The 22,566-nt window shown below is 48.6% G+C and carries 29 protein-coding genes; 16 read left to right on the top strand and 13 right to left on the bottom strand.

The features are described from left to right. Nucleotides 1-10 precede the first annotated feature (10 nt). The 4 genes from C0K55_RS19460 to C0K55_RS19475 all read right to left on the bottom strand — a co-directional run bounded on the left by C0K55_RS19460 (nucleotide 11) and on the right by C0K55_RS19475 (nucleotide 2,311). Nucleotides 11-757: an ATP-binding protein gene (locus C0K55_RS19460; protein WP_096246959.1), complete on the bottom strand. Its 747-nt coding sequence runs from the start codon at nucleotides 755-757 to the stop codon at nucleotides 11-13. 6 nt (nucleotides 758-763) lie between these two features. Further along, nucleotides 764-1,552, bottom strand: coding sequence for a hypothetical protein (locus tag C0K55_RS19465; protein ID WP_063116892.1), 789 nt, complete (start codon nucleotides 1,550-1,552; stop codon nucleotides 764-766). 77 nt (nucleotides 1,553-1,629) lie between these two features. Next, a complete protein-coding gene (locus C0K55_RS19470; protein WP_045174332.1) occupies nucleotides 1,630-2,052 on the bottom strand; it encodes a toxin YdaT family protein in 423 nt (140 codons plus the stop codon). Beyond that, nucleotides 2,036-2,311: a YdaS family helix-turn-helix protein gene (locus tag C0K55_RS19475; RefSeq protein WP_061892277.1), complete on the bottom strand. Its 276-nt coding sequence runs from the start codon at nucleotides 2,309-2,311 to the stop codon at nucleotides 2,036-2,038. The genes C0K55_RS19470 and C0K55_RS19475 overlap by 17 nt, the downstream gene beginning before the upstream one ends. A 107-nt stretch (nucleotides 2,312-2,418) precedes the next feature. On the opposite strand from C0K55_RS19475, the gene C0K55_RS19480 reads away from it, so the two are divergent. The 12 genes from C0K55_RS19480 to C0K55_RS19535 all read left to right on the top strand — a co-directional run bounded on the left by C0K55_RS19480 (nucleotide 2,419) and on the right by C0K55_RS19535 (nucleotide 10,789). After that, the gene (locus C0K55_RS19480; RefSeq protein WP_000753628.1) at nucleotides 2,419-2,880 is read left to right on the top strand and encodes a helix-turn-helix domain-containing protein; all 462 of its coding nucleotides are present in this window, start codon (nucleotides 2,419-2,421) and stop codon (nucleotides 2,878-2,880) included. Nucleotides 2,881-3,129: 249 nt separating this feature from the next. Further along, nucleotides 3,130-3,264, top strand: coding sequence for a hypothetical protein (locus C0K55_RS26960; RefSeq protein ID WP_000233807.1), 135 nt, complete (start codon nucleotides 3,130-3,132; stop codon nucleotides 3,262-3,264). 11 nt (nucleotides 3,265-3,275) lie between these two features. Next, nucleotides 3,276-3,428, top strand: coding sequence for a DUF1391 family protein (locus C0K55_RS19490; RefSeq protein ID WP_001169149.1), 153 nt, complete (start codon nucleotides 3,276-3,278; stop codon nucleotides 3,426-3,428). Between the two features lie 420 nt (nucleotides 3,429-3,848). Further along, on the top strand, nucleotides 3,849-4,070 hold the full coding sequence (gene kilR / locus C0K55_RS19495; protein ID WP_000560218.1) for a killing protein KilR: 222 nt from the start codon (nucleotides 3,849-3,851) through the stop codon (nucleotides 4,068-4,070). Beyond that, nucleotides 4,070-4,240: a YdaE family protein gene (locus C0K55_RS19500; protein WP_105266333.1), complete on the top strand. Its 171-nt coding sequence runs from the start codon at nucleotides 4,070-4,072 to the stop codon at nucleotides 4,238-4,240. The genes kilR and C0K55_RS19500 overlap by 1 nt, the downstream gene beginning before the upstream one ends. 74 nt (nucleotides 4,241-4,314) lie before the next feature. Continuing rightward, on the top strand, nucleotides 4,315-4,590 hold the full coding sequence (locus C0K55_RS19505) for a hypothetical protein (RefSeq protein ID WP_001351479.1): 276 nt from the start codon (nucleotides 4,315-4,317) through the stop codon (nucleotides 4,588-4,590). Between the two features lie 101 nt (nucleotides 4,591-4,691). Further along, the gene (recE, locus tag C0K55_RS19510) at nucleotides 4,692-7,817 is read left to right on the top strand and encodes an exodeoxyribonuclease VIII (RefSeq protein ID WP_105266321.1); all 3,126 of its coding nucleotides are present in this window, start codon (nucleotides 4,692-4,694) and stop codon (nucleotides 7,815-7,817) included. A gap of 14 nt (nucleotides 7,818-7,831) precedes the next feature. Further along, nucleotides 7,832-8,920 (top strand): RecT family recombinase, encoded by a 1,089-nt coding sequence (locus C0K55_RS19515; protein ID WP_096246965.1) that lies wholly within the window; start codon nucleotides 7,832-7,834, stop codon nucleotides 8,918-8,920. 63 nt (nucleotides 8,921-8,983) lie between these two features. Continuing rightward, nucleotides 8,984-9,178 carry a type I toxin-antitoxin system endodeoxyribonuclease toxin RalR gene (gene ralR, locus C0K55_RS19520; RefSeq protein ID WP_021500490.1) on the top strand — a complete coding sequence of 65 codons (195 nt, stop codon included), beginning with the start codon at nucleotides 8,984-8,986 and terminating at the stop codon, nucleotides 9,176-9,178. Next, nucleotides 9,171-9,359, top strand: a complete 189-nt coding sequence (locus C0K55_RS19525; RefSeq protein ID WP_096246962.1) for a DUF1187 family protein — start codon at nucleotides 9,171-9,173, stop codon at nucleotides 9,357-9,359. The genes ralR and C0K55_RS19525 overlap by 8 nt, the downstream gene beginning before the upstream one ends. Nucleotides 9,360-9,465: 106 nt before the next feature. Then, nucleotides 9,466-9,747, top strand: a complete 282-nt coding sequence (locus C0K55_RS19530; RefSeq protein ID WP_001311878.1) for an excisionase — start codon at nucleotides 9,466-9,468, stop codon at nucleotides 9,745-9,747. After that, nucleotides 9,713-10,789 carry a tyrosine-type recombinase/integrase gene (locus C0K55_RS19535; RefSeq protein WP_096246963.1) on the top strand — a complete coding sequence of 359 codons (1,077 nt, stop codon included), beginning with the start codon at nucleotides 9,713-9,715 and terminating at the stop codon, nucleotides 10,787-10,789. Before C0K55_RS19530 ends, C0K55_RS19535 begins: the two co-directional genes overlap by 35 nt. A 392-nt stretch (nucleotides 10,790-11,181) precedes the next feature. On the opposite strand, the gene C0K55_RS19540 is transcribed toward C0K55_RS19535, so the two are convergent. The 3 genes from C0K55_RS19540 to yobA are packed head-to-tail and all read right to left on the bottom strand — an operon-like array spanning nucleotide 11,182 to nucleotide 12,786. Next, nucleotides 11,182-11,523 (bottom strand): YebY family protein, encoded by a 342-nt coding sequence (locus C0K55_RS19540; RefSeq protein ID WP_000976465.1) that lies wholly within the window; start codon nucleotides 11,521-11,523, stop codon nucleotides 11,182-11,184. A 12-nt stretch (nucleotides 11,524-11,535) separates the two neighbouring features. Further along, nucleotides 11,536-12,408 carry a copper homeostasis membrane protein CopD gene (gene copD, locus C0K55_RS19545; protein ID WP_105266320.1) on the bottom strand — a complete coding sequence of 291 codons (873 nt, stop codon included), beginning with the start codon at nucleotides 12,406-12,408 and terminating at the stop codon, nucleotides 11,536-11,538. A 3-nt stretch (nucleotides 12,409-12,411) separates the two neighbouring features. Then, complete coding sequence (gene yobA / locus C0K55_RS19550) at nucleotides 12,412-12,786, bottom strand: CopC domain-containing protein YobA (protein ID WP_105266319.1); 375 nt, start codon at nucleotides 12,784-12,786, stop codon at nucleotides 12,412-12,414. A 138-nt stretch (nucleotides 12,787-12,924) separates the two neighbouring features. Here yobA and holE point away from each other — a divergent pair, with 138 nt between their 5' ends. The 3 genes from holE (at nucleotide 12,925) to exoX (ending at nucleotide 14,599) form a co-directional block, all read left to right on the top strand. Next, the gene (holE, locus tag C0K55_RS19555) at nucleotides 12,925-13,155 is read left to right on the top strand and encodes a DNA polymerase III subunit theta (protein ID WP_000916764.1); all 231 of its coding nucleotides are present in this window, start codon (nucleotides 12,925-12,927) and stop codon (nucleotides 13,153-13,155) included. A gap of 100 nt (nucleotides 13,156-13,255) precedes the next feature. Then, a complete protein-coding gene (gene yobB, locus C0K55_RS19560) occupies nucleotides 13,256-13,912 on the top strand; it encodes a carbon-nitrogen hydrolase family protein YobB (protein WP_000122137.1) in 657 nt (218 codons plus the stop codon). 24 nt (nucleotides 13,913-13,936) lie between these two features. Continuing rightward, complete coding sequence (gene exoX / locus C0K55_RS19565; RefSeq protein ID WP_000944296.1) at nucleotides 13,937-14,599, top strand: exodeoxyribonuclease X; 663 nt, start codon at nucleotides 13,937-13,939, stop codon at nucleotides 14,597-14,599. Here exoX and ptrB read toward each other — a convergent pair. The 4 genes from ptrB to yebG all read right to left on the bottom strand — a co-directional run bounded on the left by ptrB (nucleotide 14,596) and on the right by yebG (nucleotide 18,544). Continuing rightward, complete coding sequence (gene ptrB / locus C0K55_RS19570) at nucleotides 14,596-16,656, bottom strand: oligopeptidase B (protein WP_105266318.1); 2,061 nt, start codon at nucleotides 16,654-16,656, stop codon at nucleotides 14,596-14,598. The two genes, exoX and ptrB, sit on opposite strands and share 4 nt — an antisense overlap. A 208-nt stretch (nucleotides 16,657-16,864) precedes the next feature. After that, a complete protein-coding gene (locus tag C0K55_RS19575; RefSeq protein WP_000024720.1) occupies nucleotides 16,865-17,524 on the bottom strand; it encodes a tellurite resistance TerB family protein in 660 nt (219 codons plus the stop codon). A gap of 306 nt (nucleotides 17,525-17,830) precedes the next feature. Next, nucleotides 17,831-18,187 carry a protein YebF gene (gene yebF, locus C0K55_RS19580; protein WP_016248629.1) on the bottom strand — a complete coding sequence of 119 codons (357 nt, stop codon included), beginning with the start codon at nucleotides 18,185-18,187 and terminating at the stop codon, nucleotides 17,831-17,833. Between the two features lie 66 nt (nucleotides 18,188-18,253). Continuing rightward, nucleotides 18,254-18,544, bottom strand: coding sequence for a DNA damage-inducible protein YebG (yebG, locus tag C0K55_RS19585; protein WP_016248628.1), 291 nt, complete (start codon nucleotides 18,542-18,544; stop codon nucleotides 18,254-18,256). 141 nt (nucleotides 18,545-18,685) lie between these two features. On the opposite strand from yebG, the gene purT reads away from it, so the two are divergent. Continuing rightward, complete coding sequence (gene purT / locus C0K55_RS19590) at nucleotides 18,686-19,864, top strand: formate-dependent phosphoribosylglycinamide formyltransferase (RefSeq protein ID WP_105266317.1); 1,179 nt, start codon at nucleotides 18,686-18,688, stop codon at nucleotides 19,862-19,864. Nucleotides 19,865-19,919: 55 nt separating this feature from the next. On the opposite strand, the gene kdgA is transcribed toward purT, so the two are convergent. Next, nucleotides 19,920-20,561 carry a bifunctional 4-hydroxy-2-oxoglutarate aldolase/2-dehydro-3-deoxy-phosphogluconate aldolase gene (gene kdgA / locus C0K55_RS19595; RefSeq protein ID WP_000800529.1) on the bottom strand — a complete coding sequence of 214 codons (642 nt, stop codon included), beginning with the start codon at nucleotides 20,559-20,561 and terminating at the stop codon, nucleotides 19,920-19,922. Between the two features lie 37 nt (nucleotides 20,562-20,598). Next, a complete protein-coding gene (gene edd / locus C0K55_RS19600) occupies nucleotides 20,599-22,410 on the bottom strand; it encodes a phosphogluconate dehydratase (RefSeq protein WP_105266316.1) in 1,812 nt (603 codons plus the stop codon). Between the last annotated feature and the right edge of the window lie 156 nt (nucleotides 22,411-22,566).

Consider the following 22,566-nt stretch of genomic DNA (forward strand, 5'->3'; position numbering starts at 1 on the left):
CCGGTAAAAATTACTTTTCAATACCTGGCTGACCAACATTCGGGCGCCAGCTCTCCCAGTTAAAATTCACCCAGCGCCCGCCGTTCATGGTCATGCGATCCATAATCCGCTCGCCGAGCAATGTTTTCATGGCCTCATAGTTCAGGTTTGTCAGCATTCCCACGCTACGCATCGACGCTGTCCGTCGATCAATAATCTGGTGCAGTACCACCTGCTCGTTTTTCGTCTCGCGCTGAATGCCAATTTCATCAAGAACCAGCAGATCCACTTCGCACAGTTCCCGCAAAAATTTTTCGCCTGACTGCCCGTCGTCATAGCTGGCGTGCAGGGCGCTCATAACATCAGCCACGGTAACCACAATCACTGTCTGACCGTCTTTCAGCAGGCGATTCCCGATAGCTGCCGCTAAGTGATTCTTCCCGGTACCAGGTTTTCCGCTGAACGCAAAATTTGTACACCCGGTCATCAGTTCATCGGCGATGGATTTCGCCTGGCTTAACGCGTATCGCTGGTCGTCGTTCTGCACCTGGTAATTCGCAAACGAGCATTTACGGTGCAACGGCTGGATGCCTGAGCGATTCAGAATTTTTTCCACCCGCAACTGGCGATTCAGGCGGTTGATCTCCTCGCTACGTTTCTGGCCTTCAGCAAGTTGCCACTCGCGCCACTCCGCAACCGTTCTGAATGGGGCGGTTACATGTGGTGGGGCCAGTCTGCGGATACGCTCCAGAACGCCTCCTGTCGCAATATTTTTCATGGTCTGTTACCCCCTGAAGCCTGGCGGGATCGCACTGTCCGGCAACGAGACGGTGTTAACCTGTCGGAGCAACGTCTCAGGCCGAACGCCTTTCGGCGCGAACAAGCCCTGGTATTCATTGGCGATGCTGTGTCTAATCACCTGCTCAGGGGTAAAACCCTGCTGGCGGAATTTTTCCAGCTCCCGTATCGCCCCGTTAGCGCCCTGCTCCGTTCGAATCGGTTTTCGTAATGCCTGTCTGAACCGGACCCACTCATGCCAGAGTGTTTCCGGCAACCAATCGGGCAACTCAATAGCCTCCGGCTCGAATTTTTTAGATGCTCGTTTTTGGCGAGGGGGATTTAGGGGGAGATCAGTATTTATATCTTCCTCTTCCTCTTCCTCTGGTAACGCTTTTTGATCCGTTTGTGTAACGCTGCCAGCGTTACCTTTTCGTTTCAGCTCGCGTAATTTTGTAACCCTCTCGTTTGTAATCGCCCGTTTTTTAGAGCTTTTTCCGTTATGGCGTTCAAAGTTAGGTAGAGAAAGCCCAACGTCATTTTCGACCAGCCATCCAACCTGAATTAACGCATCAGCAAAACCAGCCATAAAAGTGATGCGATCTATTGCACTTTTTGTAACGCCGCGAGCGTTACAATCTGCATTACCGTCTATCATTTGTTGATCCGCCCATGCCCAGAAGCGAATAACCTTCCCTAATGCGGCATCTGGATCAATATTCAGAATCTCAGCAAGCCTGAATATTTCCGGCTTATCCGGCGTAATAACCTCGAGCTTTATCCAGTTTGAAGCCATTTGTTTTCACCTTGTAACGCTCGCAGCGTTACATTTAACTGATACCGAACAAAACAATCCGGCACGATTAATTTCAATCAATGCACTACGACAGAATCACCGGGCGACCCACCACCGCTGAAATGTGCTTTCCGGTAAACGGCCTGGACTGCATCATCATGCGCATCAATTGCCGTACTCAACGCTTCCTGCGCCGCCAGTAATGCACGGCGTTCCAGGGTATCGAAGATGCAGAGTCGGTGACGCAGCTCGCGCGGAAGAATTGCCAGAACCGCAGGGATCAGTGTCTGAATTTTTTCCCTTTGCGCTTTCGTTTCACCTTTTAACCAACGGTGATAGATGTTCTGCTGATTATTCCAGTCCTTGCCTGGTACCAGGGGCAATTCGCCGCCCCCCTGGCGCAGATATTCTTCAGTAATTGCATTGGCTACCCATGCCTGCCCTTTTTCAGCGGCCAGGGCTAACAGCACTGATTCGATGTGCTCATGCCTGATTTTCATGAATCAACTCCTGTGCATTTTGTGTGTTAGCCTTACATCCAACAGGTAAACCATCGGTCGGATTCGGGTAGATATCAGGCCGGAGTTCATGAGGTGTAACCTCGAAATTCGTTACTTCAGCAACACGTAATGCTTTTTCAGGGCTGAATCTTTCATAGCCCCCCAGCACTCGACTTACATGCACCTGAGATAAACCCGTTAGCTTCCCAAACTGTAACTGGGTGATATGTTTCTCTTTTAAATAGTCTCTTAAGTTCATAGCCAACCTTCTACGTTATGCCTCGAACAAATATTAGCTCCACTAATTTTAAAGATCAACAGTCAGACTATCTTTGATAATATTGGTAAAACAAATAAACTCTATGTATGAAAAAAACACGCGAAGTGATTGCAACTCCAGAAGCGAGCAAGAATTTAAAAGCCGCATGGAATGCAAGAAAAAAAGAGCTGAAGCTGACTCAAGAGCTGGCGGCTGAGTTGTTGGGATTCGAATCTCAAGGCACCGTTAGCCAGTATCTGAACGGCAAGATACCGGTAAATACCGACGCTGCGCTAAAATTTGCGGCTCTATTAAAGGTAAAACCAGAGGACATTCGAGAAGACCTTAAAGACTTAATGAATTATGTAAGATCATCAGATACTTATGATGATAGCTTTTCAGGCAAAGGATGGAGGCTGGTCAATGAAGAACAGGCTGAGTTACTTAACCTCTTCGAGATTCTACCTGCGTCAGAAAAAGCCAAACTCCTTAACCAGCTACGTGGACTAAACAAGCTCTACGAGGAAGCCTTCGAGAACATGCTGGCACTAAAGAAACGTAACCAGTAGCCACCACTCACTACCCCCTCCACAACAAAAAAACCGACGTCTTAGTCGGTTTTTTTGTGCCATAACTTCTGCAAATCAGCTGTATAACTAATATTTTTCCCTTGAAAAAACATTTACATAGTTACTAAATCAAAAATATCATACGCCATACTGTTGACTTAAAATATCCGTGTTACTAATATTTCTATCAAGAACAGCACGGCGCTGTAGGTTTTAGTTCCGCCACCCGGCGTTAAGGGGAGAGATAAGATGGTGCATTACGAAGTAGTTCAGTATTTGATGGATTGTTGCGGTATCACTTACAACCAGGCTGTGCAGGCTTTACGCAGCAACGACTGGGATCTCTGGCAGGCAGAAGCCTCTATCCGCAACAACAAGATGTGAGGGTTCCCAAAATGCAAAAAATCGACCTCGGCAACAACGAATCCCTAGTTTGTGGCGTGTTCCCCAACCAGGATGGAACGTTCACTGCCATGACTTATACCAAAAGCAAGACATTCAAAACGGAAACGGGCGCACGTCGCTGGCTTGCCAAAAATACCAGCTAATCCATTTATTGGATTAATTCAATATTCTCGCTGTAGGGGTATAGCCGAGGCCACCAAAGCCCGGAGGTGGTGAAATAAAACCGGGCACAACACGAAGGCGCATTTCCGATATCCATAAAGAGTCGGTCTTGTCTGTTAAATTTAAATGGTGGGAATGCGCCTCCGGTTGTGAATAACAACACCGCTGTGTGTAGTCTTGGTGGCATCAGTTTTTTCTTGAAGTTCGACTGATGTCCGCCCTTTTTAAAGTGAATTTTGTGATGCGGTGAATGCGGCTAAGCGCACGCGGCACAGTTAAAAGTCATGTTAGTCCTTATTGGTTTGGGTGGGAAAGCCGACTGTAATTGTTAACTGGTTGCAGTCACCTGGAGGCACCAGGCACCGCATCAACAAAGTTCATTTGTAAAAATGGAGATAATTATGATTGCACATCACTTCGGAACTGATGAAATACCACGTCAGTGTGTGACTCCTGGTGATTATGTTCTTCATGAAGGCCGGACATATATCGCCTCGGCAAACAATATTAAAAAGCGAAAACTTTATATTCGTAACCTGACTACAAAAACATGCATTTCTGACTGCATGATTAAAGTCTTCCTCGGTCGTGATGGTTTACCTGTAAAGGCGGAGTCATGGTGATGACTAAGAAAATAAAATGTGCTTACCACCTTTGCAATAAAGAAATTGAAGAAAGCAAAAGTATTAAAAGACCTCTTCATTTCATGCGTGGAGTTATCCCAATGACGGAAATGAAAAAATATTGTAGTGAAAGTTGTGCCGAAAAAGACCAGATGGCACACGAACTTTAATTAACTGACTATTCGAAACTGAATTTATGCCAGCAATGGCAGGGATTCGCTCAACCTTAATTAAGGAGAAAAACATGATTACCAATTATGAAGCCACTGTTGTAACGACCGATGACATTGTTCACGAGGTTAATCTGGAAGGAAAGCGTATTGGCTACGTGATTAAAACAGAAAATAAAGAAACCCCATTCACTGTGGTTGATATCGACGGTCCATCAGGCAACGTAAAAACACTTGATGAAGGTGTCACAAAAATGTGCCTGGTTCACATCGGAAAGAATCTGCCCGCAGAAAAAAAAGCCGGATTTCTGGCAACTCTGATTGCAATGAAATTAGGCGGTGAAATCTGAAAGAAATAGCCTGCGCCATACGCAGGCTATGAACAGTGTGTATCCGGCAAGATCATTCACTGAACAAAACGAATTTTAATCTGAGTTGAGGTTAAAAAACAATGAGCACAAAACCACTCTTCCTGTTACGGAAAGCGAAAAAATCATCCGGTGAACCTGACGTCGTCCTGTGGGCAAGCGACGATTTTGAATCGACCTGTGCCACTCTGGACTACCTGCTCGTTAAGTCAGGTAAAAAACTGAGCAACTATTTTAAAGCTGTTGCCACAAATTTTCCTGTCGTTAATGACCTTCCCCCTGAAGGTGAGATCGATTTTACCTGGAGTGAACGCTATCAACTCAACAAAGACTCCATGACCTGGGAACTAAAACCGGGAGCAGCGCCAGACGACGTTCACCATCAGGAGGATGCACCGGAAACCGAAGAACCGACGGGAGGCCAGGAAGAAAACGCGCAGGCAGACGCCCACGAGGATTGCCAGGATTGCGAAGTCTCTGTAGCCACTTTGCGGTTCACACAGCGTCTTCTGCACATTTTTACGTATGCAGCCGGGGATCGAAAATACCTGCATCATGCCACCCGTGAACAACGCAAACACATTACTGCTCTTGAGATGGATCAGGAAAACAGCTATGTCCAGAATCTGCTGTTGGCCATACGCAGCATGGCAGAACCGACAACTCTGGATAATGCCGCCCTGCTCCGCCTGACTGATGCAATTAAGGCAGTGTTCTCTATCACGAAAAAACATCAGCCCTATGAATTTAAGAATTTCATTTCAGCCTGGCTGGATACCGAACACATTGATCGCGGTCTTCTGACAAAAGAATGGCGAAAAGGGAATCGTGTTTCACGCATCACTCGCACGGCTTCCGGTGCTAATGCTGGCGGCGGGAACCTCACCGATCGCGGCGAAGGTTTCGTCCACGATCTGACGTCACTGGCGCGCGATGTAGCCACTGGCGTACTGGCCCGTTCAATGGACGTGGACATCTATAACCTTCATCCGGCACACGCTAAACGCATTGAGGAAATTATCGCTGAAAATAAACCGCCCTTTTCTGTTTTCCGCGACAAATTCATCACCATGCCTGGCGGGCTGGATTATTCCCGCGCCATCGTGGTTGCGTCCGTGAAAGAAGCACCAATTGGGATCGAGGTCATCCCCGCACACGTCACTGAATATCTGAACAAAGTACTGACTGAAACCGATCATGCCAACCCTGATCCGGAAATCGTGGATATTGCCTGCGGTCGCTCCTCGGCCCCGATGCCGCAGCGAGTAACAGAAGAAGGAAAACAGGACGATGAAGAAAAACCACAACCATCTGGCGCAATGGCAGATGAACAGGCAACGGCTGAAACAGTGGAACCGAATGCAACTGAACATCATCAGAACACGCAGCCGCTGGATGCTCAGTCACAGGTAAATTCTGTTGATGCGAAATATCAGGAACTGCGGGCAGAACTCCATGAAGCCCGGAAAAACATTCCATCAAAAAATCCTGTCGATGCCGATAAATTGCTTGCTGCATCACGTGGTGAATTTGTTGACGGAATTAGCGACCCGAACGATCCGAAATGGGTTAAGGGGATCCAGACTCGCGATTCTGTGTACCAGAACCAGCCAGAAACGGAAAAAATCAGCCCGGATGCGAAACAACCTGAGCCAGTAGTGCAACAGGAACCGGAAATAGTCTGCAATGCCTGCGGTCAGACTGGCGGGGATAACTGCCCTGACTGTGGTGCGGTGATGGGCGACGCAACGTATCAGAAAACCTTTAATGAAGAAAATCAGAATGAATATCAGGAAAAAGGTCTGGAGGAAATGGAAGGCGCTGAACATCCGCACAATGAGAATGCTGGCAGCGATCCGCATCGCGATTGCAGTGATGAAACTGGCGAAGCGTCAGCTCCTGTAGCAACTGAAATCATGTGGCCGTCATATTTCGAGCCAGGCCGCTATGAAAACCTCCCGAACGAGGTTTATCACTCCGCCAACGGAATAAGCAGCACGATGCTGAAGGATGCCCGTATCAGCCTGATGTATTACCACGGGAGGCACATTGCCGGAACTATTCCGAACGAGGAAAGTGATGCACTGCTGCGTGGGCGGATCATTCACAGCTATGTTCTGGAAACGGATAAATTCGCTGATGAATATGCCATTCCGGTACCGGTTCCTGAATATGTGGTTACTACTTCTAACGAACTGATCGCCATCATTAAAAAACACAATGCCAGTCTGCCAGCACTGATGACACCAGAGCAGATGAAAGAGTGGATCGAAAGCTACAACAGCACTCTTATACAGCCACTGTCTGTAAGTGCTGGGGCCGAAGAAACAGGCATCCTTTACGGTTCACTTCCGGTGGAATTTCGGCGTATTCCTGAGGGGGAAAAACACACAGCATCAGCAATGAAAGCCTGTATTAAAGAATACAACGCAAGCCTCCCTCCTCTGTTGAAAACCAGTGGAGCACGGGAGCAGCTTCTGGATCAAATTGAAACTGTAGACCCAGAACTGGCAAAAAAAGAACGTGCTAAATCGTTGCCTTACAACATCAGTGGCACAAAAGAGCAATTAACCGAAATCGCACGGAAAATTCGCCCGGAACTGGTGACACTGGAGGACTGGCAAAAACGCCAGCAAGAAGAAAACGCCGGGAAAACGTTTATCAGTCCGGATATGTATGAACAGGCAAAAAATATTCACGCGGCACTGCAAAACAATACCGATGCAGCAAGGCTACTCAACCACCCGGATCGCAAATCTGAAATCAGCTATTTCGGGTTTGATGAAGAAACCGGGCTGGAAATCAGGGTCCGCCCTGATATCGAAATCCGGCTGCCATACGAAAGCATTTGCGCTGACGTGAAGTCAGTCAGCCTCGGTTATGTGCGGCAGGAACGACTTAAAGATCGCCTGCACCTTGAAATTATTGAGCGTGATTATCACCTCAGCGCCGCAATGTATTGCGATGTGGCAAACCTGGACAAATTTTTCTGGATCTTCGTCAACAAAGATGTTGGCTATCACTGGGTGGCAGTCGTGGAAGCCTCGCAGGAACTCCTGGAGCTTGGTCGACAGGAATATCGCCGGACGCTACGCCAGATAAACGAAGCCCTAGAGACAAACAACTGGCCAGCACCTATTACCGAAAGTTACACCGACGAATTAAACGACTTTGATCTTCGTCGTCTTGAAGCACTGCATCTGGCTTAATGGAGAACCTGACCATGCAAAATACCAATATCATCACGACAGAGCAGACACCAAATACCATTTCTGCCAGTAACACTATTTTTAACGTTCAGGCGTTGACGCAACTTCAGGAAGTAGCCGGGTTGATGTCACAGGCCACCGTCACAGTTCCCGATCACCTTCGCGGAAAACCTGCCGACTGCATGGCAATTATCATGCAAGCCATGCAATGGGGCATGAACCCCTACGCTGTGGCTCAGAAAACACACCTGGTAAACGGAGTTCTGGGTTATGAAGCACAACTGGTTAACGCTGTGATCTCTAGCTCAAGTGCAATTGTAGGCCGCTTCCATTACAAGTACGAGGGAGACTGGGAGAAATGCTCTCGCACCCGAGTGGAGACCGTTAAGAAAACGGCCAAAGGAGGCGGAATCTATGAGAAAAAAGAAACGATCCCATGTTGGACCAGTGAAGATGAGTATGGTCTATCAGTTCGAGTGGGTGCAGTTCTTCGCAGTGAAAGTGAGATTACCTGGGGAGAACCGGTGTTTCTTTCCAGCGTGATTACGCGTAATTCTCCTTTATGGACCTCAAACCCGAAACAACAGCTCGCCTATCTGGCGTTGAAATACTGGGCTCGCCTTTATTGTCCTGACGTCATCCTGGGCGTGTATACCCCCGACGAACTGGAAGAGCCACAGGAAAAAATCATCAATCCTGTGCCGGTACAGAATTATAGCGAGGTAAGCGAGCAGCGAACAGAAACCATCGAACAGCGTATTGACGAAGCGTGGATTGATGAATTCCGGCAGCGCGTCGAAAGCGCGGCCACGACTGAGGAAACCACTGCATTACGCCAAGAGATAGAGGATCAGAAAAACCAGATCGGCGAATTCTTTGCCGAGCTTAAAGGAAAAGTGGTTCGGCGCCATCACCGTCTCAATGCTATTGCCAGTATCGAGAAGATGATAAATGACCTGCCTTCATCAGGTGATCCAGAAGCAGAACAAAAATTTACTGCTCTGGAAAATACGCTGAATGCTGCACGACCACATCTGGGTGAATTATATGAGGCGTATAAAACGACACTGACAGATATAAAACCAGAATATATCAGCTCCTAATATTGACTTTGGCGGTGTAGCCTCACCGCCATCACAAAATTTTATTATATGAGAGAAAAGACAATGCGGTATGAAAAAGTCAAACCATGTCCGTTTTGTGGTTGTCCATCAGTAACGGTGAAAGCCATTTCAGGATATTACCGCGCAAAGTGTAACGGATGCGAATCCCGAACCGGTTATGGTGGAAGTGAAAAAGAAGCACTCGAAAGATGGAATAAACGAACCACTGGAAATAATAATGGAGGTGTTCATGTATAAAATTACCGCCACTATTGAAAAGGAAGGTGGCACTCCTACTAACTGGACAAGATATTCAAAATCTAAACTAACGAAATCAGAATGCGAAAAAATGCTCTCAGGGAAAAAAGAAGCAGGCGTTTCCAGAGAGCAGAAAGCAAAACTGATAAATTTTAATTGCGAGAAACTTCTGTCATCGTGAGTTGCATTATATCCAAACTAGAACTTCATAGGTGATTATTAAAAATCAACCACGCCCGCCAGTATTCTGTATATTTACTGGCGGTCATATCGTAAGAGGTATGGCAATGAATCTTGTGACACTCAAAACGTGGGGAAAACTCAGATATCCGGATAACCCACCATCAATATCAACGCTGAGACGATGGGCAAGGAATGGAAACATTTATCCTGCACCTGAACTACACGGGAGGAGTTACAGGGTGGTTCCGGAGGCTTTCTATATCAACCCAAATAAGGTTGATACCGATATAACACACCATCAACCTAATGGGCGACAAGGGAGAGACAGTCCGTTACTGGAGAAGTTAAAACATGCAGCGGAAAAAATACGATCCCAATTTGCCTAAAAACTTAACATATCGAAGGAGGGACAAAGCATATTACTGGCGCAACCCTCTGACGAAAGAAGAATTTACACTAGGTAAAATTTCAAGGAGAGATGCAGTAGCGCAGGCAATTGAAGCAAATCATTATATATACAAAAACTACTCTCCTGCAGCCTTAATTGAAAAGCTTAAAGGGTTCGACTCATTTACTATGGCAGACTGGATTGAACGTTACAAAACGATTCTTATAAGGAGAAAAGTGTCCAGAAATACTTATAAAATTCGGATAAATCAACTGGAGACAATAAAAGAAAAATTGGGAGGAATTTTACTGACAGAAATAACCACTCGCCATATTGCCGAGTTTCTTGATTTGTGGATTGAAGGAGGGAAAAACACAATGGCAGGATCAATGCGTTCTGTGTTGTCTGATATGTTTCGCGAGGCCATTGTTGAAGGACGTATATCTCAAAATCCAGTAACGCCAACAAGAGCACCGAAAATAGTAGTTACAAGAGAACGACTGAAACTAAAGACATACAACTGCATCAGGGAGGCAGCAGATCAACTTCCGGCATGGTTCCCATTAGCTATGGATTTAGCCCTTGTAACAGGACAACGTCGCGAAGACATAACGAATATGCGGTTCAGTGATATTTATGATGATCGTCTCCACATCAGGCAAATTAAGACAGGAATGATGATTGCTATCCCCCTGTCACTCAGCCTTCCTGTCGCTGGTCTACGGCTTGGTACAGTAGTTGAACGGTGCCGCCTGGTAAGCCGGGGAGATTATCTAATCAGTGCCGGGATTAGAAAAAACAGCCCTGACGGCAGCATTCACCCGGATGGCCTGACAAAAAAATTTGTCGCAGCCAGAAAATTAACAGGTATCCAGTTCAGTGAAAACCCACCAACTTTTCACGAGATCAGAAGTCTGGCTGGACGATTGTACAAAGAAACATGTGGAGAAGAATTTGCCCAGCGCCTACTTGGTCACACATCGGAGAAGACAACAAAAATGTATCTTGATGAGCGAGAAAAAACGTACTTACTGCTCTGATTTTAACGTAAATGGATTGTTAAATGTATATTGGTTGTGATATAACCAAAAAAGACCGGAATACAGAAATTCGAGTAAATTTCGGGGGATTTCGGGGAGATGCTTGCAACTAATTGATTTTAAATACAATTAAAAAGAGACCGAATACGATTCCTGTATTCGGTCCAGGGAAATGGCTCTTGGGAGAGAGCCGTGCGCTAAAAGTTGGCATTAATGCAGGCTTAGTTGCCTTGCCTTTTAAGAATAGATGACGACGCCAGGTTTTCCAGTCCGCGCGTAAAGTGGTCAGAAAAAAAGCGCGTTTATCATCCTCTAAAATGTTAAAAACCGCCCGTTCTGGTGAAAGCACCCGGGCGGTTTTTTATTTAAAATCAAAAAATTACTATAGATAATTAACAGAGTCTCTCAGCTCTTTCAATAAACGGTGCCAGACTCACTTTTTCACCTGGTTTATTGGGATCATCAATCTGGATCACCGAAATGGGCTGGGCTTTAGTCTTCCCGCTGGCTACTTCCTTTTGTGCGATATCGTTTAAAGGATACTGTACCAGGGTACTTGGGTTAATGACATACAAAGCATTGCCCGGACGACAGGTCAGCATCACCTCTTCGCGATTAAACGCCCATTTGTCTTTACCCATTTCAAAACGGCTGACGGTAATCACCTGCGGAGCCGCCAACGCCGCTGCCGAACTGGTGAGTAACAGAAACGCCAGAATACTTTTTTTCATCATTTTCGTAATCCATCAAAAAGGTTCGAGAGTCGCAAGCAGGCTGATAATCACCAGCACTACCGCACCTATCGCCCATTCGAGTTTAGTCATCCACACAAACCAGGGTGCCGCACGGTCTTCGTCCTGCCCCATGCGCGGAACAAGAACATAACGATTTGCCAGCGCGATGGCCACCATAACCATTACCAGTATGACTTTAAGTAATAAAAGCAGCCCCCAGTACGTCGCAAGTGTGGGGGAAAATCCAGTGATTAACAATGTATTAAGCACACCACTGCCCAGTACACCTATCACAGCAAAATGTCCACACCGGGAAAATCGCATCAGTGCATGAATGGCCTCACGTCGCCAACGCCCTTTCACCAACTGCATACACCAGACGACCGGCAGCAAGCCACCAAACCATGCCGCCGCACAGATCAGATGTACGGCGTGATTCGTCTGATGGATTTTCGCCGTTAATCCTTCGTTTAATGTCGCGTGTCCTACTCCCGCCATCAAAATAAATTGCGCGGTAGTTAACATAAACAACAGACGAGGCATATTCCGTGGTTGCATCAGAGCCACGGTCAGCGTAACGAGGGCGAGAACGATTTGCCAAATCCAGACACCACCAAACTGTGTTTGTAACACCGACAACCAAATGTTCAACGACACCACATCCGGCCATCCCGCGCTCATCAACCCTCCCTGAACGGCGAACATCGCAGCGGCACTGCTCAAACTCCAGACGGCGGCGTGCTGTTGTATACGCAGAAAACGTTTCGTCAGTAATCGACGAATTGTTACTGGTGCCAGCCATGCTCCATACATCGCGAAGCCAAAGACCAGCATCAGGGAGATAAAATGGATAAATCGTAGTGCGACCCAGGTAAACGCCAACATGCTTTATTTCACTGTAAAGGTGTATTGCCCTTTGGTTTTATGCCCGTCCACCGAAACAACATGCCAGTTAACGGTATAACTCCCGGGTTTCAGGGCGTCGGTAAGCGGAACAATCAATTGGGTTTTGTCCTGTTCATTACGCTTCGCGGGTAACGTTTTAATATTTTCATTCTTTGAGCCAATGACTTTTGCGCCACTGAACCCGGGTTCAATACTTTCAGAGAAGTTTAAAGTAATGGCCTGTGGAGCAGCGATAACCTCCGCATTCGCCGCAGGATACTGATGCGTCAAATGCGCATGCGCCCAGGCAGAAGGTACTCCCAGCGAAGCTGTCAGAAATGTCAGCGCATAACTAAGGGAACGTGCAGTTGAAGCCATATTATCTATTCCTTTTTGTAATAACTTTTTTACAGAGCATAACCTTGTCTAATGATAGAGTCGAGGATCATCAATTCCGGCTTGCCATCCTGGCTAACTCTTAGTAACTTTTGCCCGCGATTAATGAGGAGACACAGCATGTTGAAGAATCTGGCCAAACTGGATCAAACTGAAATGGATAAAGTTAATGTCGATCTGGCGGCCGCCGGGGTAGCATTTAAAGAACGTTACAATATGCCGGTGATTGCTGAAGCGGTTGAACGTGAACAACCAGAACACCTGCGAAGCTGGTTTCGTGAGCGCCTTATCGCCCACCGTCTCACCTCTGTAAATCTGTCACGTTTACCTTACGAACCTAAACTTAAATAAACCTTATATTAAGTTACACTTCCTTACATGATGCCTGCTAAATTATGAGTATTTTCTTATTCTCACCAATATTTGCGGACACTGTGAAAAGGAAGTCATCATGTCATACAGGAAAGTCGCAGCAGCACAATATGAGCCTCGTAAAGCCTCACTCACTGAGCAGGTAGCCCATCATCTGGAGTTCGTGAGGGCTGCCGCCAGACAGCAGTGTGAACTTTTGGTTTTCCCCTCGCTTTCTCTACTGGGATGTGATTATAAACGACGCCCTCTTCCTGCCCCGCCCGACCTCTCGCTATTAGACCCGCTTTGTTATGCCGCAATGACTTATCGAATGACCATTATTACCGGCCTTCCCGTTGAATATAACGATCGATTTATTCGTGGAATTGCCGTATTTGCACCGTGGATGAATGCGCCAGCAATTTATCATCAAAGTCACGGAGCATGCCTGGGGCGACATTCCAAAACCATCACGGTGGTGGATGGACAACCTGAAGGTATTGATATGGACCCGAGCTGCTCACTCTTTACCACCGGTCAGTGCATCAGCGAGCCAGATTTATTGACTTCTACTCGCCACTTACAATTTTTCTCACATCAATATTCCATCGCTGTTCTAATGGCTAATGCCCGCGGTAATAGTGCATTGTGGGATGAATATGGTCGCCTCATCGTCCGCGCCGATTACGGTTCGTTATTGTTAGTTGGTCAGCGCACATCGCAGGGTTGGCAAGGCGATATCATTCCATTACGCTAGGCGTTTTCGACCCGGAGTTTTGCCATGTTGCGTATTATCGATACTGAAACCTGCGGTTTACAGGGAGGGGTCGTGGAGATTGCCTCTGTTGATGTTGTTGACGGGAAAATCGTTAACCCTATGAGCCACCTTGTTCGCCCCGACCGCCCTATCACTCCGCAGGCTATGGCGATCCACCGTATTACTGAAGCCATGGTTGCTGACAAACCGTGGATTGAAGACGTGCTCCCACACTACTACGGTAGTGAATGGTATGTCGCCCACAACGCCAGCTTTGACCGCCGTGTACTGCCTGAAATGCCCGGTGAGTGGATCTGCACGATGAAATTGGCCCGTCGTTTGTGGCCGGGGATCAAGTACAGCAACATGGCGCTGTATAAAACACGTAAGCTCAATGTGCAAACGCCGCCGGGGCTGCATCACCACCGTGCGCTGTATGACTGTTACATCACCGCGGCCTTACTTATCGATATTATGAACACATCCGGCTGGACGGTAGAACAAATGGCGGATATCACCGGGCGTCCGTCATTGTTAACGACATTCACGTTTGGCAAGTATCGCGGCAAAGCGGTATCAGAAGTTGCAGAGCGCGATCCGGGCTATCTGCGCTGGTTGTTTAATAACCTCGACAGTATGAGCCCGGAACTGCGTTTAACCTTGAAGCACTATTTGGCGGATGCTTAAGCCGCTGGCTGACCAGGTAATGTTCCCTGCGCCAGCGCGACCAGAAAAGCATATTCCATTGCCACACCTTCGTAAGATTTAAAGCGACCGGATTTGCCGCCATGCCCCGAGTCCATGTCGGTACATAACAGCAACAGATGGTCGTCTGTTTTAAGCTCGCGCAATTTAGCCACCCATTTTGCCGGTTCCCAGTATTGCACCTGTGAATCGTGTAAACCTGTCGTCACCAGCAAATGTGGGTAAGCCTGCGCCGTGACATTGTCATACGGGCTGTAGCTTTTCATGTACTCGTAATATTGTAGATCCTGCGGATTCCCCCACTCTTCAAACTCGCCCGTAGTGAGCGGAATCGACTCATCAAGCATCGTCGTCACCACATCGACAAACGGCACCTGGGCAATAACGCCGTGGAACAATTCTGGTCGTTCATTGATAGCGACCCCCATCAACACGCCACCCGCGCTACCACCCATCGCATAACAGAGCGAAGGAGAACCGTAACCCAGCTTTAACAGTGCGTCGCAGGCATCAAGATAATCATTGAAAGTATTTTTCTTTTTCAGGAACTTGCCATCTTCGTACCACTGCTGTCCCAGTTCACCACCGCCACGAACATGCACAATGGCGTAGACAAAGCCGCGATCCAACAAACTCAGGCGACTAAAACTGAAATCGGCATCAATACTTGCGCCGTAAGAACCATATCCGTACACCAGCAGCGGGTTGTGCCCTTTGCGGAAATGTTTGCGATGATAAACCAACGAAACCGGAACTTCGACGCCATCACGGGCGGTGATCCACAGGTGTTCACTACGGTAATTCTCTGCATCAAAACCGGGCACTTCAGTTTGTTTTAATACGCGGCGTTCACCGGTGTCCATATCCAGTTCAAACAGCGTGTCTGGCGTGGTCATGGAGGAATAGCCGTAACGCAATCGCGAAGTTTCAGGTTCCGGATTATAGGCAATCCAGGTGACGTAAGCCGGATCGTCAAAAGCAATACCGATAACTTCCCGCGTTTTGCGATTGATTTGCCGCAGACTGGTTAACCCACGCTGGCGCTCTTCAACCACCAGCCAGTCGGTAAACAGCGTAAATCCTTCCAGCATGATGTTATCGCGTGGCGGAATTAACTCTTCCCACTGCTGCTCTTCACGCATTCGGGTACGATATAAACCAAAGTTTTTGCCGTTACGGTTAGAGCGTAGATAAAAGCGGTGCTGATAATGATCGAGACTGTATTCGTGATCTTTACGCCGCGGCAAAAAGACAAACGGTTCTGCATCGGCCAGCTCGGCATCCAGCAGACGAACTTCACTGGTCGTGGCGCTGGCAAGGTGAATAACCACATAGTGTTTTGATGTCGTTTTATGCAGACTGACATAAAACGTATCGTCTTTTTCTTCGTAGATCAGTTTATCTTGCGATGCCGGAGTCCCGATGGCGTGCCGCCAGACCTGATAAGGCAGCAGAGTTACCGGATGCTTACGCACATAATAAAAAGTCCATGAGTCATTCGCCCAGACAAAGCTGGGTTCCACATTATCCAGCAGTTCGGGATACCAGTTGCCCGTTTCAAGATTGCGAAAACGGATGCCGTACTGGCGTCGGGAAAGGAAATCTTCTGCCAGCGCCATAATGGTGTTATCGGGCGTTATAGCCATGCCGCCCATAGAATAAAATTCACTGTGTGCCGCCCGCTTGTTGGCATCAAGCAACGTTTCCCATTCGTCCCACTCTTCAGTGAATGCAGACTGGCGTTGATAAATGGCATATTCACTGCCGGGTTCATAAATATGCCGGTAACGATAACCGTTTTTAATATAAGGCGCAGAGACTTCTCTTTGCGGGATACGCTCAATGATTTCTTTTAGTATCCGATCCTGCAGGGCTTGTTGCGAAGCCATCACCTGGTGCCCGTAACTATTTTCCTGTTGCAGGTAATTCAGTACTTCCGGCTGCGAGCGCGTGTCGTCCCGCAACCAGTAGTAATTGTCGATACGCGTATCACCATGAAGCGTCATGGCATGGGGAATTCGAGCAGCTTTTGGTAGCATGTTATTGTTCTTTCTGGTTGAAGCATCTTATAAGGGTGGCAAAACTCACCCGGGATGCAAGCGAAACAGGACAGTCATTGCAGCGATGATGACACGTTATGAAGTGAAAATCGAAAGGTAGCAGGCAGATAAAATCAGTCGGTTCAACTAGCTGTGCGAGTTTGTATAGCCCGAAAAACGTAAATATAGGGCTATACAGAGAGAAGGATTATTCAGACAAAGTACGCTTTTGCTGTTCGAGATCGCGTTCGATCCCTTCGCGAACATCCTGGGGAATTTTCAGCGCGTCGCCCAGTGCATTCAGGTAACTACGCTCCATAAAATGGTCAATATCAATAGCTGCACAGCTCAGGAAATAGATTTCCAGCGCCTCTTCTTCGTTTCGAACCCCCAGGGCCAGACGCTGAGGATCCAATGGCTGTTCGATTGCCTGCTCGATAAGAACACGGCCCTGCTCTTCTACACCCGCTTCACGCAATTGCTGATCGATAGCCGCACGTTCTTTGGCATCAATATGACCATCACTTTTAGCGGCAAATACCAGCGCGAGGATCAAACGTTCCGTGCGCTCATCCAGCGGCGTGCTCTGGGTGCCGAATTGCGGTTCGTTCTGGTGCGCCGCGCGAATTTTATCTTTGTATTTGTTCCACAGCACCGTACCAGCCACCGCGCCACCGCCTACCAGCAACGCGTTCGTGCCATACTTCGTTAAAAGTTTACGTGCTGATTTATTCGCTACCAGTAACCCAGCCAGCCCGCCTAATGCGCCCGGCACTAAAAGTTTGCCCAATCCCTGATCCGTAGACGAGGAGGTAGAAGAACTGTTTTGCCCGAGAAGGGATTGCAGTTGATTTAACCAGTTAGCCATGTTTGCTCCTCAATAACCATTTTAATGCCTGTAGCATAGCGGATGAGGATGTCAGAAAGTGTATATTGAGGCAAAAGATGCGCAAATTAGCGGACAGCAAGGAAGCCAGCCACGGAAAATGGTGATCGGGTTATTTAGGGTAATTGCGATGGTAGAGGTTTGTAGCCGTAATTGGAGTTGCCTTATGCTGATTGCCTGATGCGACGCTGTCGCGCCTTATCAGGCCTGCGGGATCTGGTGCGTTATAGAGCGGATAAGACGCTCGCGCCGCATCCGCCAGGGGTTATGTGCAATGACTGACAGCAATTAACGACGCTGGTAATCCGCCATTCCCGCTTTACAGTCCACATTAACCAGATAATGAATATCAGCGCTTTTACCACGCACGGTCAGCGGAACTGACCATTTATCATCTTTACCCTGAATATCCTGCACACTGACCCACGCTACCGGATCGGCCTGACCAACGATTTTTTGATCGTCTGCCCAGCGCGCGACGCGGTTTTGTTGATAATCGCGTTTTACACTCGCAGCGATTCCGGCTGCATCCAGACCTTCACACTTTGGGAAAGTGACCGACTTGCTGGCTTCGTTATTTGCAGCGAAAACTGATGCACAGGCAGAAAGCAGTAACAGCCCCAACAACGCCCCTCTTTTTTTCATGTTTTTCTCCATAGCACAATGATTCAGGAGAAAGCATGGTACAAATTATCAGGAGCGCAAGTGGCTTCAGGCGGCGTGTGTCTCATCTGCCACATCAGAGCGACTACCGACCACCTGGGGAGACGGTAATTTACCAGTTTTCAGAATCGTGCTAAGCACATCTTTCTGTTCTGCCAGCCACAGCGAAAGCGCTTCACGTTGCTCGTCTTCCATTTGTACTGGAGAACTTGTCAGCCAGGTGTCGAGCAGATCCGCCGTATCAAGCATTTTGTCATAAGCATCGGCTTCCTTTTTGCTGGTAAACGACATCTTCTCTTCGCCCTCACGAATGACTACGTATTTAATTTCAACCGCCATTTGCAGCCTCTCACAATAACTGTAATTTTATACAGCATAATTCTTTTCGGTCTTGAAATCAACACGAGCAATCAAGCAATAAAGACATACGCAAACGTTTTCGTTTATACTGCGCGCGGAATTAATCAGGGGATATTCGTTATGACGTTATTAGGCACTGCGCTGCGTCCGGCAGCAACTCGCGTGATGTTATTAGGCTCCGGTGAACTGGGTAAAGAAGTGGCCATCGAGTGCCAACGCCTCGGTGTAGAAGTGATTGCGGTCGATCGCTATGCCGACGCGCCAGCCATGCATGTCGCGCATCGTTCTCATGTCATCAATATGCTGGATGGCGATGCGTTGCGCCGTGTGGTTGAACTGGAAAAACCGCACTATATCGTGCCGGAGATCGAAGCTATTGCCACCGATATGCTGATCCAGCTTGAAAAGGAAGGGTTGAATGTTGTCCCCTGCGCTCGTGCGACTCAGCTAACGATGAATCGCGAAGGGATCCGTCGCCTGGCGGCAGAAGAACTTCAGCTTCCCACTTCAACGTATCGTTTTGCCGATAGCGAAAGTCTTTTCCGCGAGGCGGTTACCGCCATTGGCTATCCCTGTATCGTTAAACCGGTCATGAGTTCTTCCGGCAAGGGGCAGACGTTTATTCGCTCTGCCGACCAGCTTGCTCAGGCGTGGGAGTACGCCCAGCAAGGTGGTCGCGCCGGGGCGGGCCGCGTGATTGTTGAAGGCGTGGTTAAGTTTGACTTTGAGATTACCCTACTAACCGTCAGTGCGGTGGATGGCGTCCATTTCTGTGCACCAATAGGTCATCGTCAGGAAGATGGTGACTATCGCGAATCCTGGCAACCGCAGCAAATGAGTCCACTGGCTCTGGAACGTGCGCAGGAGATTGCCCGCAAAGTGGTGCTGGCGCTGGGCGGCTATGGTCTGTTTGGTGTGGAGTTGTTTGTCTGTGGCGATGAGGTGATTTTCAGTGAAGTCTCCCCTCGCCCGCATGACACCGGGATGGTGACGTTAATTTCTCAGGATCTCTCGGAATTTGCCCTGCATGTACGCGCGTTCCTCGGACTGCCTGTTGGCGGGATTCGTCAGAATGGCCCTGCCGCTTCTGCTGTTATCCTGCCGCAACTGAGCAGTCAGAATGTCACGTTTGATAATGTGCAGAATGCCGTTGGCGCAGGTTTGCAGATTCGTTTATTTGGTAAGCCGGAAATTGATGGCAGCCGTCGTCTGGGTGTGACACTGGCTACAGCGGAGAGCATTGGTGAGGCGATTGAACGCGCGAAGCACGCCGCCGCACAGGTGAAAGTACAAGGTTAAGTCCGTCAGAAACACGCTGCAAAAATGCCCGATCATGGATCGGGCATTTTGACTTTTACAGCTTCGCGCCTTCTACTGCTTCACGTGCCAGCTTAGTGATGCGGTCGTAATCGCCTGCTTCCAGCGCATCCGCCGGAACCAGCCATGAACCACCGATACACAGCACGCTTTTCAGCGCCAGGTAGTCACGGTAGTTAGCCGGAGAAATACCACCAGTCGGGCAGAAACGAACCTGGGAGAACGGGCCTGCGATCGCCTGCAGTGCTTTCACGCCGCCATTAGCTTCCGCCGGGAAGAATTTGAACTCTTTCAGGCCGTAGTCCATACCCAGCATCAGTTCAGAAACAGTGCTGATACCTGGAATCAGAGGAATGGAGCCTTCAGTCGCTGCTTTCAGCAGTGGTTCAGTCAGACCCGGGCTAATAGCGAACTGTGCGCCTGCTTCGGTCACTTCTGCCAGTTGCTGTGGGTTCAGCACAGTACCAGCACCCACAATCGCTTCCGGTACTTCTTTGGCGATTGCACGGATAGCATCAACTGCACACTCGGTACGCAAAGTCACTTCCAGAACGCGCACGCCACCAGCAACCAACGCTTTTGCCATTGGCACCGCGTGTTCCAGTTTGTTTACCACAATAACCGGTACAACCGGGCCAGTGGTCAGGATTGATTCTGCACTTGTTTTCCAGTTTTTCATCAGAGTTTTCTCTCGCCTGATTACAAATTTTGTCGTCTTAAAAAGTGATACAGGTTGCGCCCTGTTCGGCACCGGACAGTTTTTCACGCAAGGCGCCGAATAATTCACGTCCTGTTCCTACGCGTGACGCGCTCAGGTCAGGAATGTGTGGTTCGCGAGCAGCCAGTTCCGCTTCGTCTACCAGCAACGTCAGTTCGCCTGTCTGTCCATTCACACGAATGATGTCTCCATCGCGCACTTTCGCCAGTAACCCGCCATCGTAGGCTTCTGGTGTTACGTGGATAGCTGACGGCACTTTACCTGAAGCACCGGAGAGGCGTCCATCGGTAACTAACGCAATTTTGAAACACCGGTCCAATAATACACCAAGTGGCGGCATGAGTTTATGTAATTCTGGCATTCCGTTCGCTTTTGGCCCCTGATGACGAACAACAACCACACAATCACGGTCCAGCAAACCCGCTTCAAAGGCTGGCATAACGTCATGCTGGCTCTCGAAAACAACCGCAGGCGCTTCAATTACCTGGTTTTCAACGGGTACAGCGGAGGTTTTCATAACCGCACGGCCCAGGTTACCGCTTAACACTTTTGTCCCACCATGATGAGAGAAAGGTTGTTCGAAGGAAGCGATCACATTGCTGTCGAGCGATTTTTCTGCACCTTCTCGCCAGTCCAGCTCACCGTTATTCAGCCACGGCTCGAGGGTATAACGAGAAAGACCAAAACCCGCTACCGTATTCACATCTTCATGCAGCAGACCCGCCTTGAGCAGTTCACGCACCAGCACCGGTACGCCTCCCGCCGCCTGGAAGTGATTAATATCGGCCGGGCCGTTCGGGTAGAGACGCGCCATCAGCGGTACGACATCAGAAAGATCAGAGAAGTCATCCCAGTTAATCTGAATACCCGCCGCACGCGCCATCGCCACCAGGTGCATTGTATGGTTAGTGGAACCACCTGTTGCCAGCAGCGCCACGATACCGTTCACCACCACTTTCTCATCGATCATCTTACCGATTGGCATCCATTCATTACCATTGCCGGTCATGCGTGTAACCTGGCGCGCAGCGGCTGCAGTTAATGCATCACGCAGTGGAGAGTCCGGATGAACAAAAGAAGAGCCTGGCAACTGCATCCCCATAAATTCAACCACCATCTGATTGGTGTTGGCTGTACCGTAAAAAGTACACGTACCCGGCGCATGATAAGACGCGGCTTCTGACTCCAGCAGCGCCATACGATCCACTTTTCCTTCAGCATAAAGCTGGCGAATGCGAACTTTCTCTTTGTTTGGCAAACCACTTGCCATCGGGCCTGATGGCACAAATACCGCAGGCAGATGACCGAACGACAGTGCAGCCATCGTCAGCCCTGGGACAATCTTGTCGCACACGCCGAGGAACAGCGCGCCATCAAACATGTTATGAGACAGCCCCACCGCCGCCGACATGGCAATCACTTCGCGGCTTAACAGCGACAGCTCCATTCCGTCCTGCCCCTGGGTGACACCATCGCACATCGCCGGAACACCCCCCGCCACCTGGCCGACCGCGTTAGCTTCATGCAGTGCTTTACGAATGATCTCTGGATAATGTTCATAAGGCTGGTGGGCAGAGAGCATGTCGTTGTAGGAGGTGATAATGGCGATATTGTTACGCAACATGCTTTTCAGGGAGGCTTTGTCTTCTGGCTGGCAAGCGGCGAAACCGTGTGCCAGATTACCGCATGCCAACTGCGAACGATGAACGGTCGAGGTTTTCGCTTGTTCGATCCGGGCGAGATAAGCAGAACGAGTCGCGCGCGAACGTTCAATAATTCGATTTGTTACGCGTAACAATTGTGGATTCATAAAGGCTCCTGAAATTGAGTTGTCAGAGCAGGGTGATTCACAATGCGTTTCACTCAAGAAAAATATGACTGAAACGCCTGTAACCGGAGCTCATAGGGCAGAAACGTTTCAGTGAGTGTAATAAAAAAAGCCTCGTGGGTGAATCCACACGAGGCT

The sequence above is a fragment of the Escherichia sp. MOD1-EC6098 genome, from assembly GCF_002965865.1.
Taxonomy (GTDB): Bacteria; Pseudomonadota; Gammaproteobacteria; order Enterobacterales; family Enterobacteriaceae; genus Escherichia; species Escherichia marmotae.

Bases quoted from the DNA above. Each gene is read 5' to 3' on its own strand.
- C0K55_RS19460 (WP_096246959.1), bottom strand. From the start codon at position 757: ATGAAAAATATTGCGACAGGAGGCGTTCTGGAGCGTATCCGCAGACTG.
- C0K55_RS19465 (WP_063116892.1), bottom strand. From the start codon at position 1,552: ATGGCTTCAAACTGGATAAAGCTCGAGGTTATTACGCCGGATAAGCCG.
- C0K55_RS19470 (WP_045174332.1), bottom strand. From the start codon at position 2,052: ATGAAAATCAGGCATGAGCACATCGAATCAGTGCTGTTAGCCCTGGCC.
- C0K55_RS19475 (WP_061892277.1), bottom strand. From the start codon at position 2,311: ATGAACTTAAGAGACTATTTAAAAGAGAAACATATCACCCAGTTACAG.
- C0K55_RS19480 (WP_000753628.1), top strand. From the start codon at position 2,419: ATGAAAAAAACACGCGAAGTGATTGCAACTCCAGAAGCGAGCAAGAAT.
- C0K55_RS26960 (WP_000233807.1), top strand. From the start codon at position 3,130: ATGGTGCATTACGAAGTAGTTCAGTATTTGATGGATTGTTGCGGTATC.
- C0K55_RS19490 (WP_001169149.1), top strand. From the start codon at position 3,276: ATGCAAAAAATCGACCTCGGCAACAACGAATCCCTAGTTTGTGGCGTG.
- kilR (WP_000560218.1), top strand. From the start codon at position 3,849: ATGATTGCACATCACTTCGGAACTGATGAAATACCACGTCAGTGTGTG.
- C0K55_RS19500 (WP_105266333.1), top strand. From the start codon at position 4,070: ATGACTAAGAAAATAAAATGTGCTTACCACCTTTGCAATAAAGAAATT.
- C0K55_RS19505 (WP_001351479.1), top strand. From the start codon at position 4,315: ATGATTACCAATTATGAAGCCACTGTTGTAACGACCGATGACATTGTT.
- recE (WP_105266321.1), top strand. From the start codon at position 4,692: ATGAGCACAAAACCACTCTTCCTGTTACGGAAAGCGAAAAAATCATCC.
- C0K55_RS19515 (WP_096246965.1), top strand. From the start codon at position 7,832: ATGCAAAATACCAATATCATCACGACAGAGCAGACACCAAATACCATT.
- ralR (WP_021500490.1), top strand. From the start codon at position 8,984: ATGCGGTATGAAAAAGTCAAACCATGTCCGTTTTGTGGTTGTCCATCA.
- C0K55_RS19525 (WP_096246962.1), top strand. From the start codon at position 9,171: ATGTATAAAATTACCGCCACTATTGAAAAGGAAGGTGGCACTCCTACT.
- C0K55_RS19530 (WP_001311878.1), top strand. From the start codon at position 9,466: ATGAATCTTGTGACACTCAAAACGTGGGGAAAACTCAGATATCCGGAT.
- C0K55_RS19535 (WP_096246963.1), top strand. From the start codon at position 9,713: ATGCAGCGGAAAAAATACGATCCCAATTTGCCTAAAAACTTAACATAT.
- C0K55_RS19540 (WP_000976465.1), bottom strand. From the start codon at position 11,523: ATGATGAAAAAAAGTATTCTGGCGTTTCTGTTACTCACCAGTTCGGCA.
- copD (WP_105266320.1), bottom strand. From the start codon at position 12,408: ATGTTGGCGTTTACCTGGGTCGCACTACGATTTATCCATTTTATCTCC.
- yobA (WP_105266319.1), bottom strand. From the start codon at position 12,786: ATGGCTTCAACTGCACGTTCCCTTAGTTATGCGCTGACATTTCTGACA.
- holE (WP_000916764.1), top strand. From the start codon at position 12,925: ATGTTGAAGAATCTGGCCAAACTGGATCAAACTGAAATGGATAAAGTT.
- yobB (WP_000122137.1), top strand. From the start codon at position 13,256: ATGTCATACAGGAAAGTCGCAGCAGCACAATATGAGCCTCGTAAAGCC.
- exoX (WP_000944296.1), top strand. From the start codon at position 13,937: ATGTTGCGTATTATCGATACTGAAACCTGCGGTTTACAGGGAGGGGTC.
- ptrB (WP_105266318.1), bottom strand. From the start codon at position 16,656: ATGCTACCAAAAGCTGCTCGAATTCCCCATGCCATGACGCTTCATGGT.
- C0K55_RS19575 (WP_000024720.1), bottom strand. From the start codon at position 17,524: ATGGCTAACTGGTTAAATCAACTGCAATCCCTTCTCGGGCAAAACAGT.
- yebF (WP_016248629.1), bottom strand. From the start codon at position 18,187: ATGAAAAAAAGAGGGGCGTTGTTGGGGCTGTTACTGCTTTCTGCCTGT.
- yebG (WP_016248628.1), bottom strand. From the start codon at position 18,544: ATGGCGGTTGAAATTAAATACGTAGTCATTCGTGAGGGCGAAGAGAAG.
- purT (WP_105266317.1), top strand. From the start codon at position 18,686: ATGACGTTATTAGGCACTGCGCTGCGTCCGGCAGCAACTCGCGTGATG.
- kdgA (WP_000800529.1), bottom strand. From the start codon at position 20,561: ATGAAAAACTGGAAAACAAGTGCAGAATCAATCCTGACCACTGGCCCG.
- edd (WP_105266316.1), bottom strand. From the start codon at position 22,410: ATGAATCCACAATTGTTACGCGTAACAAATCGAATTATTGAACGTTCG.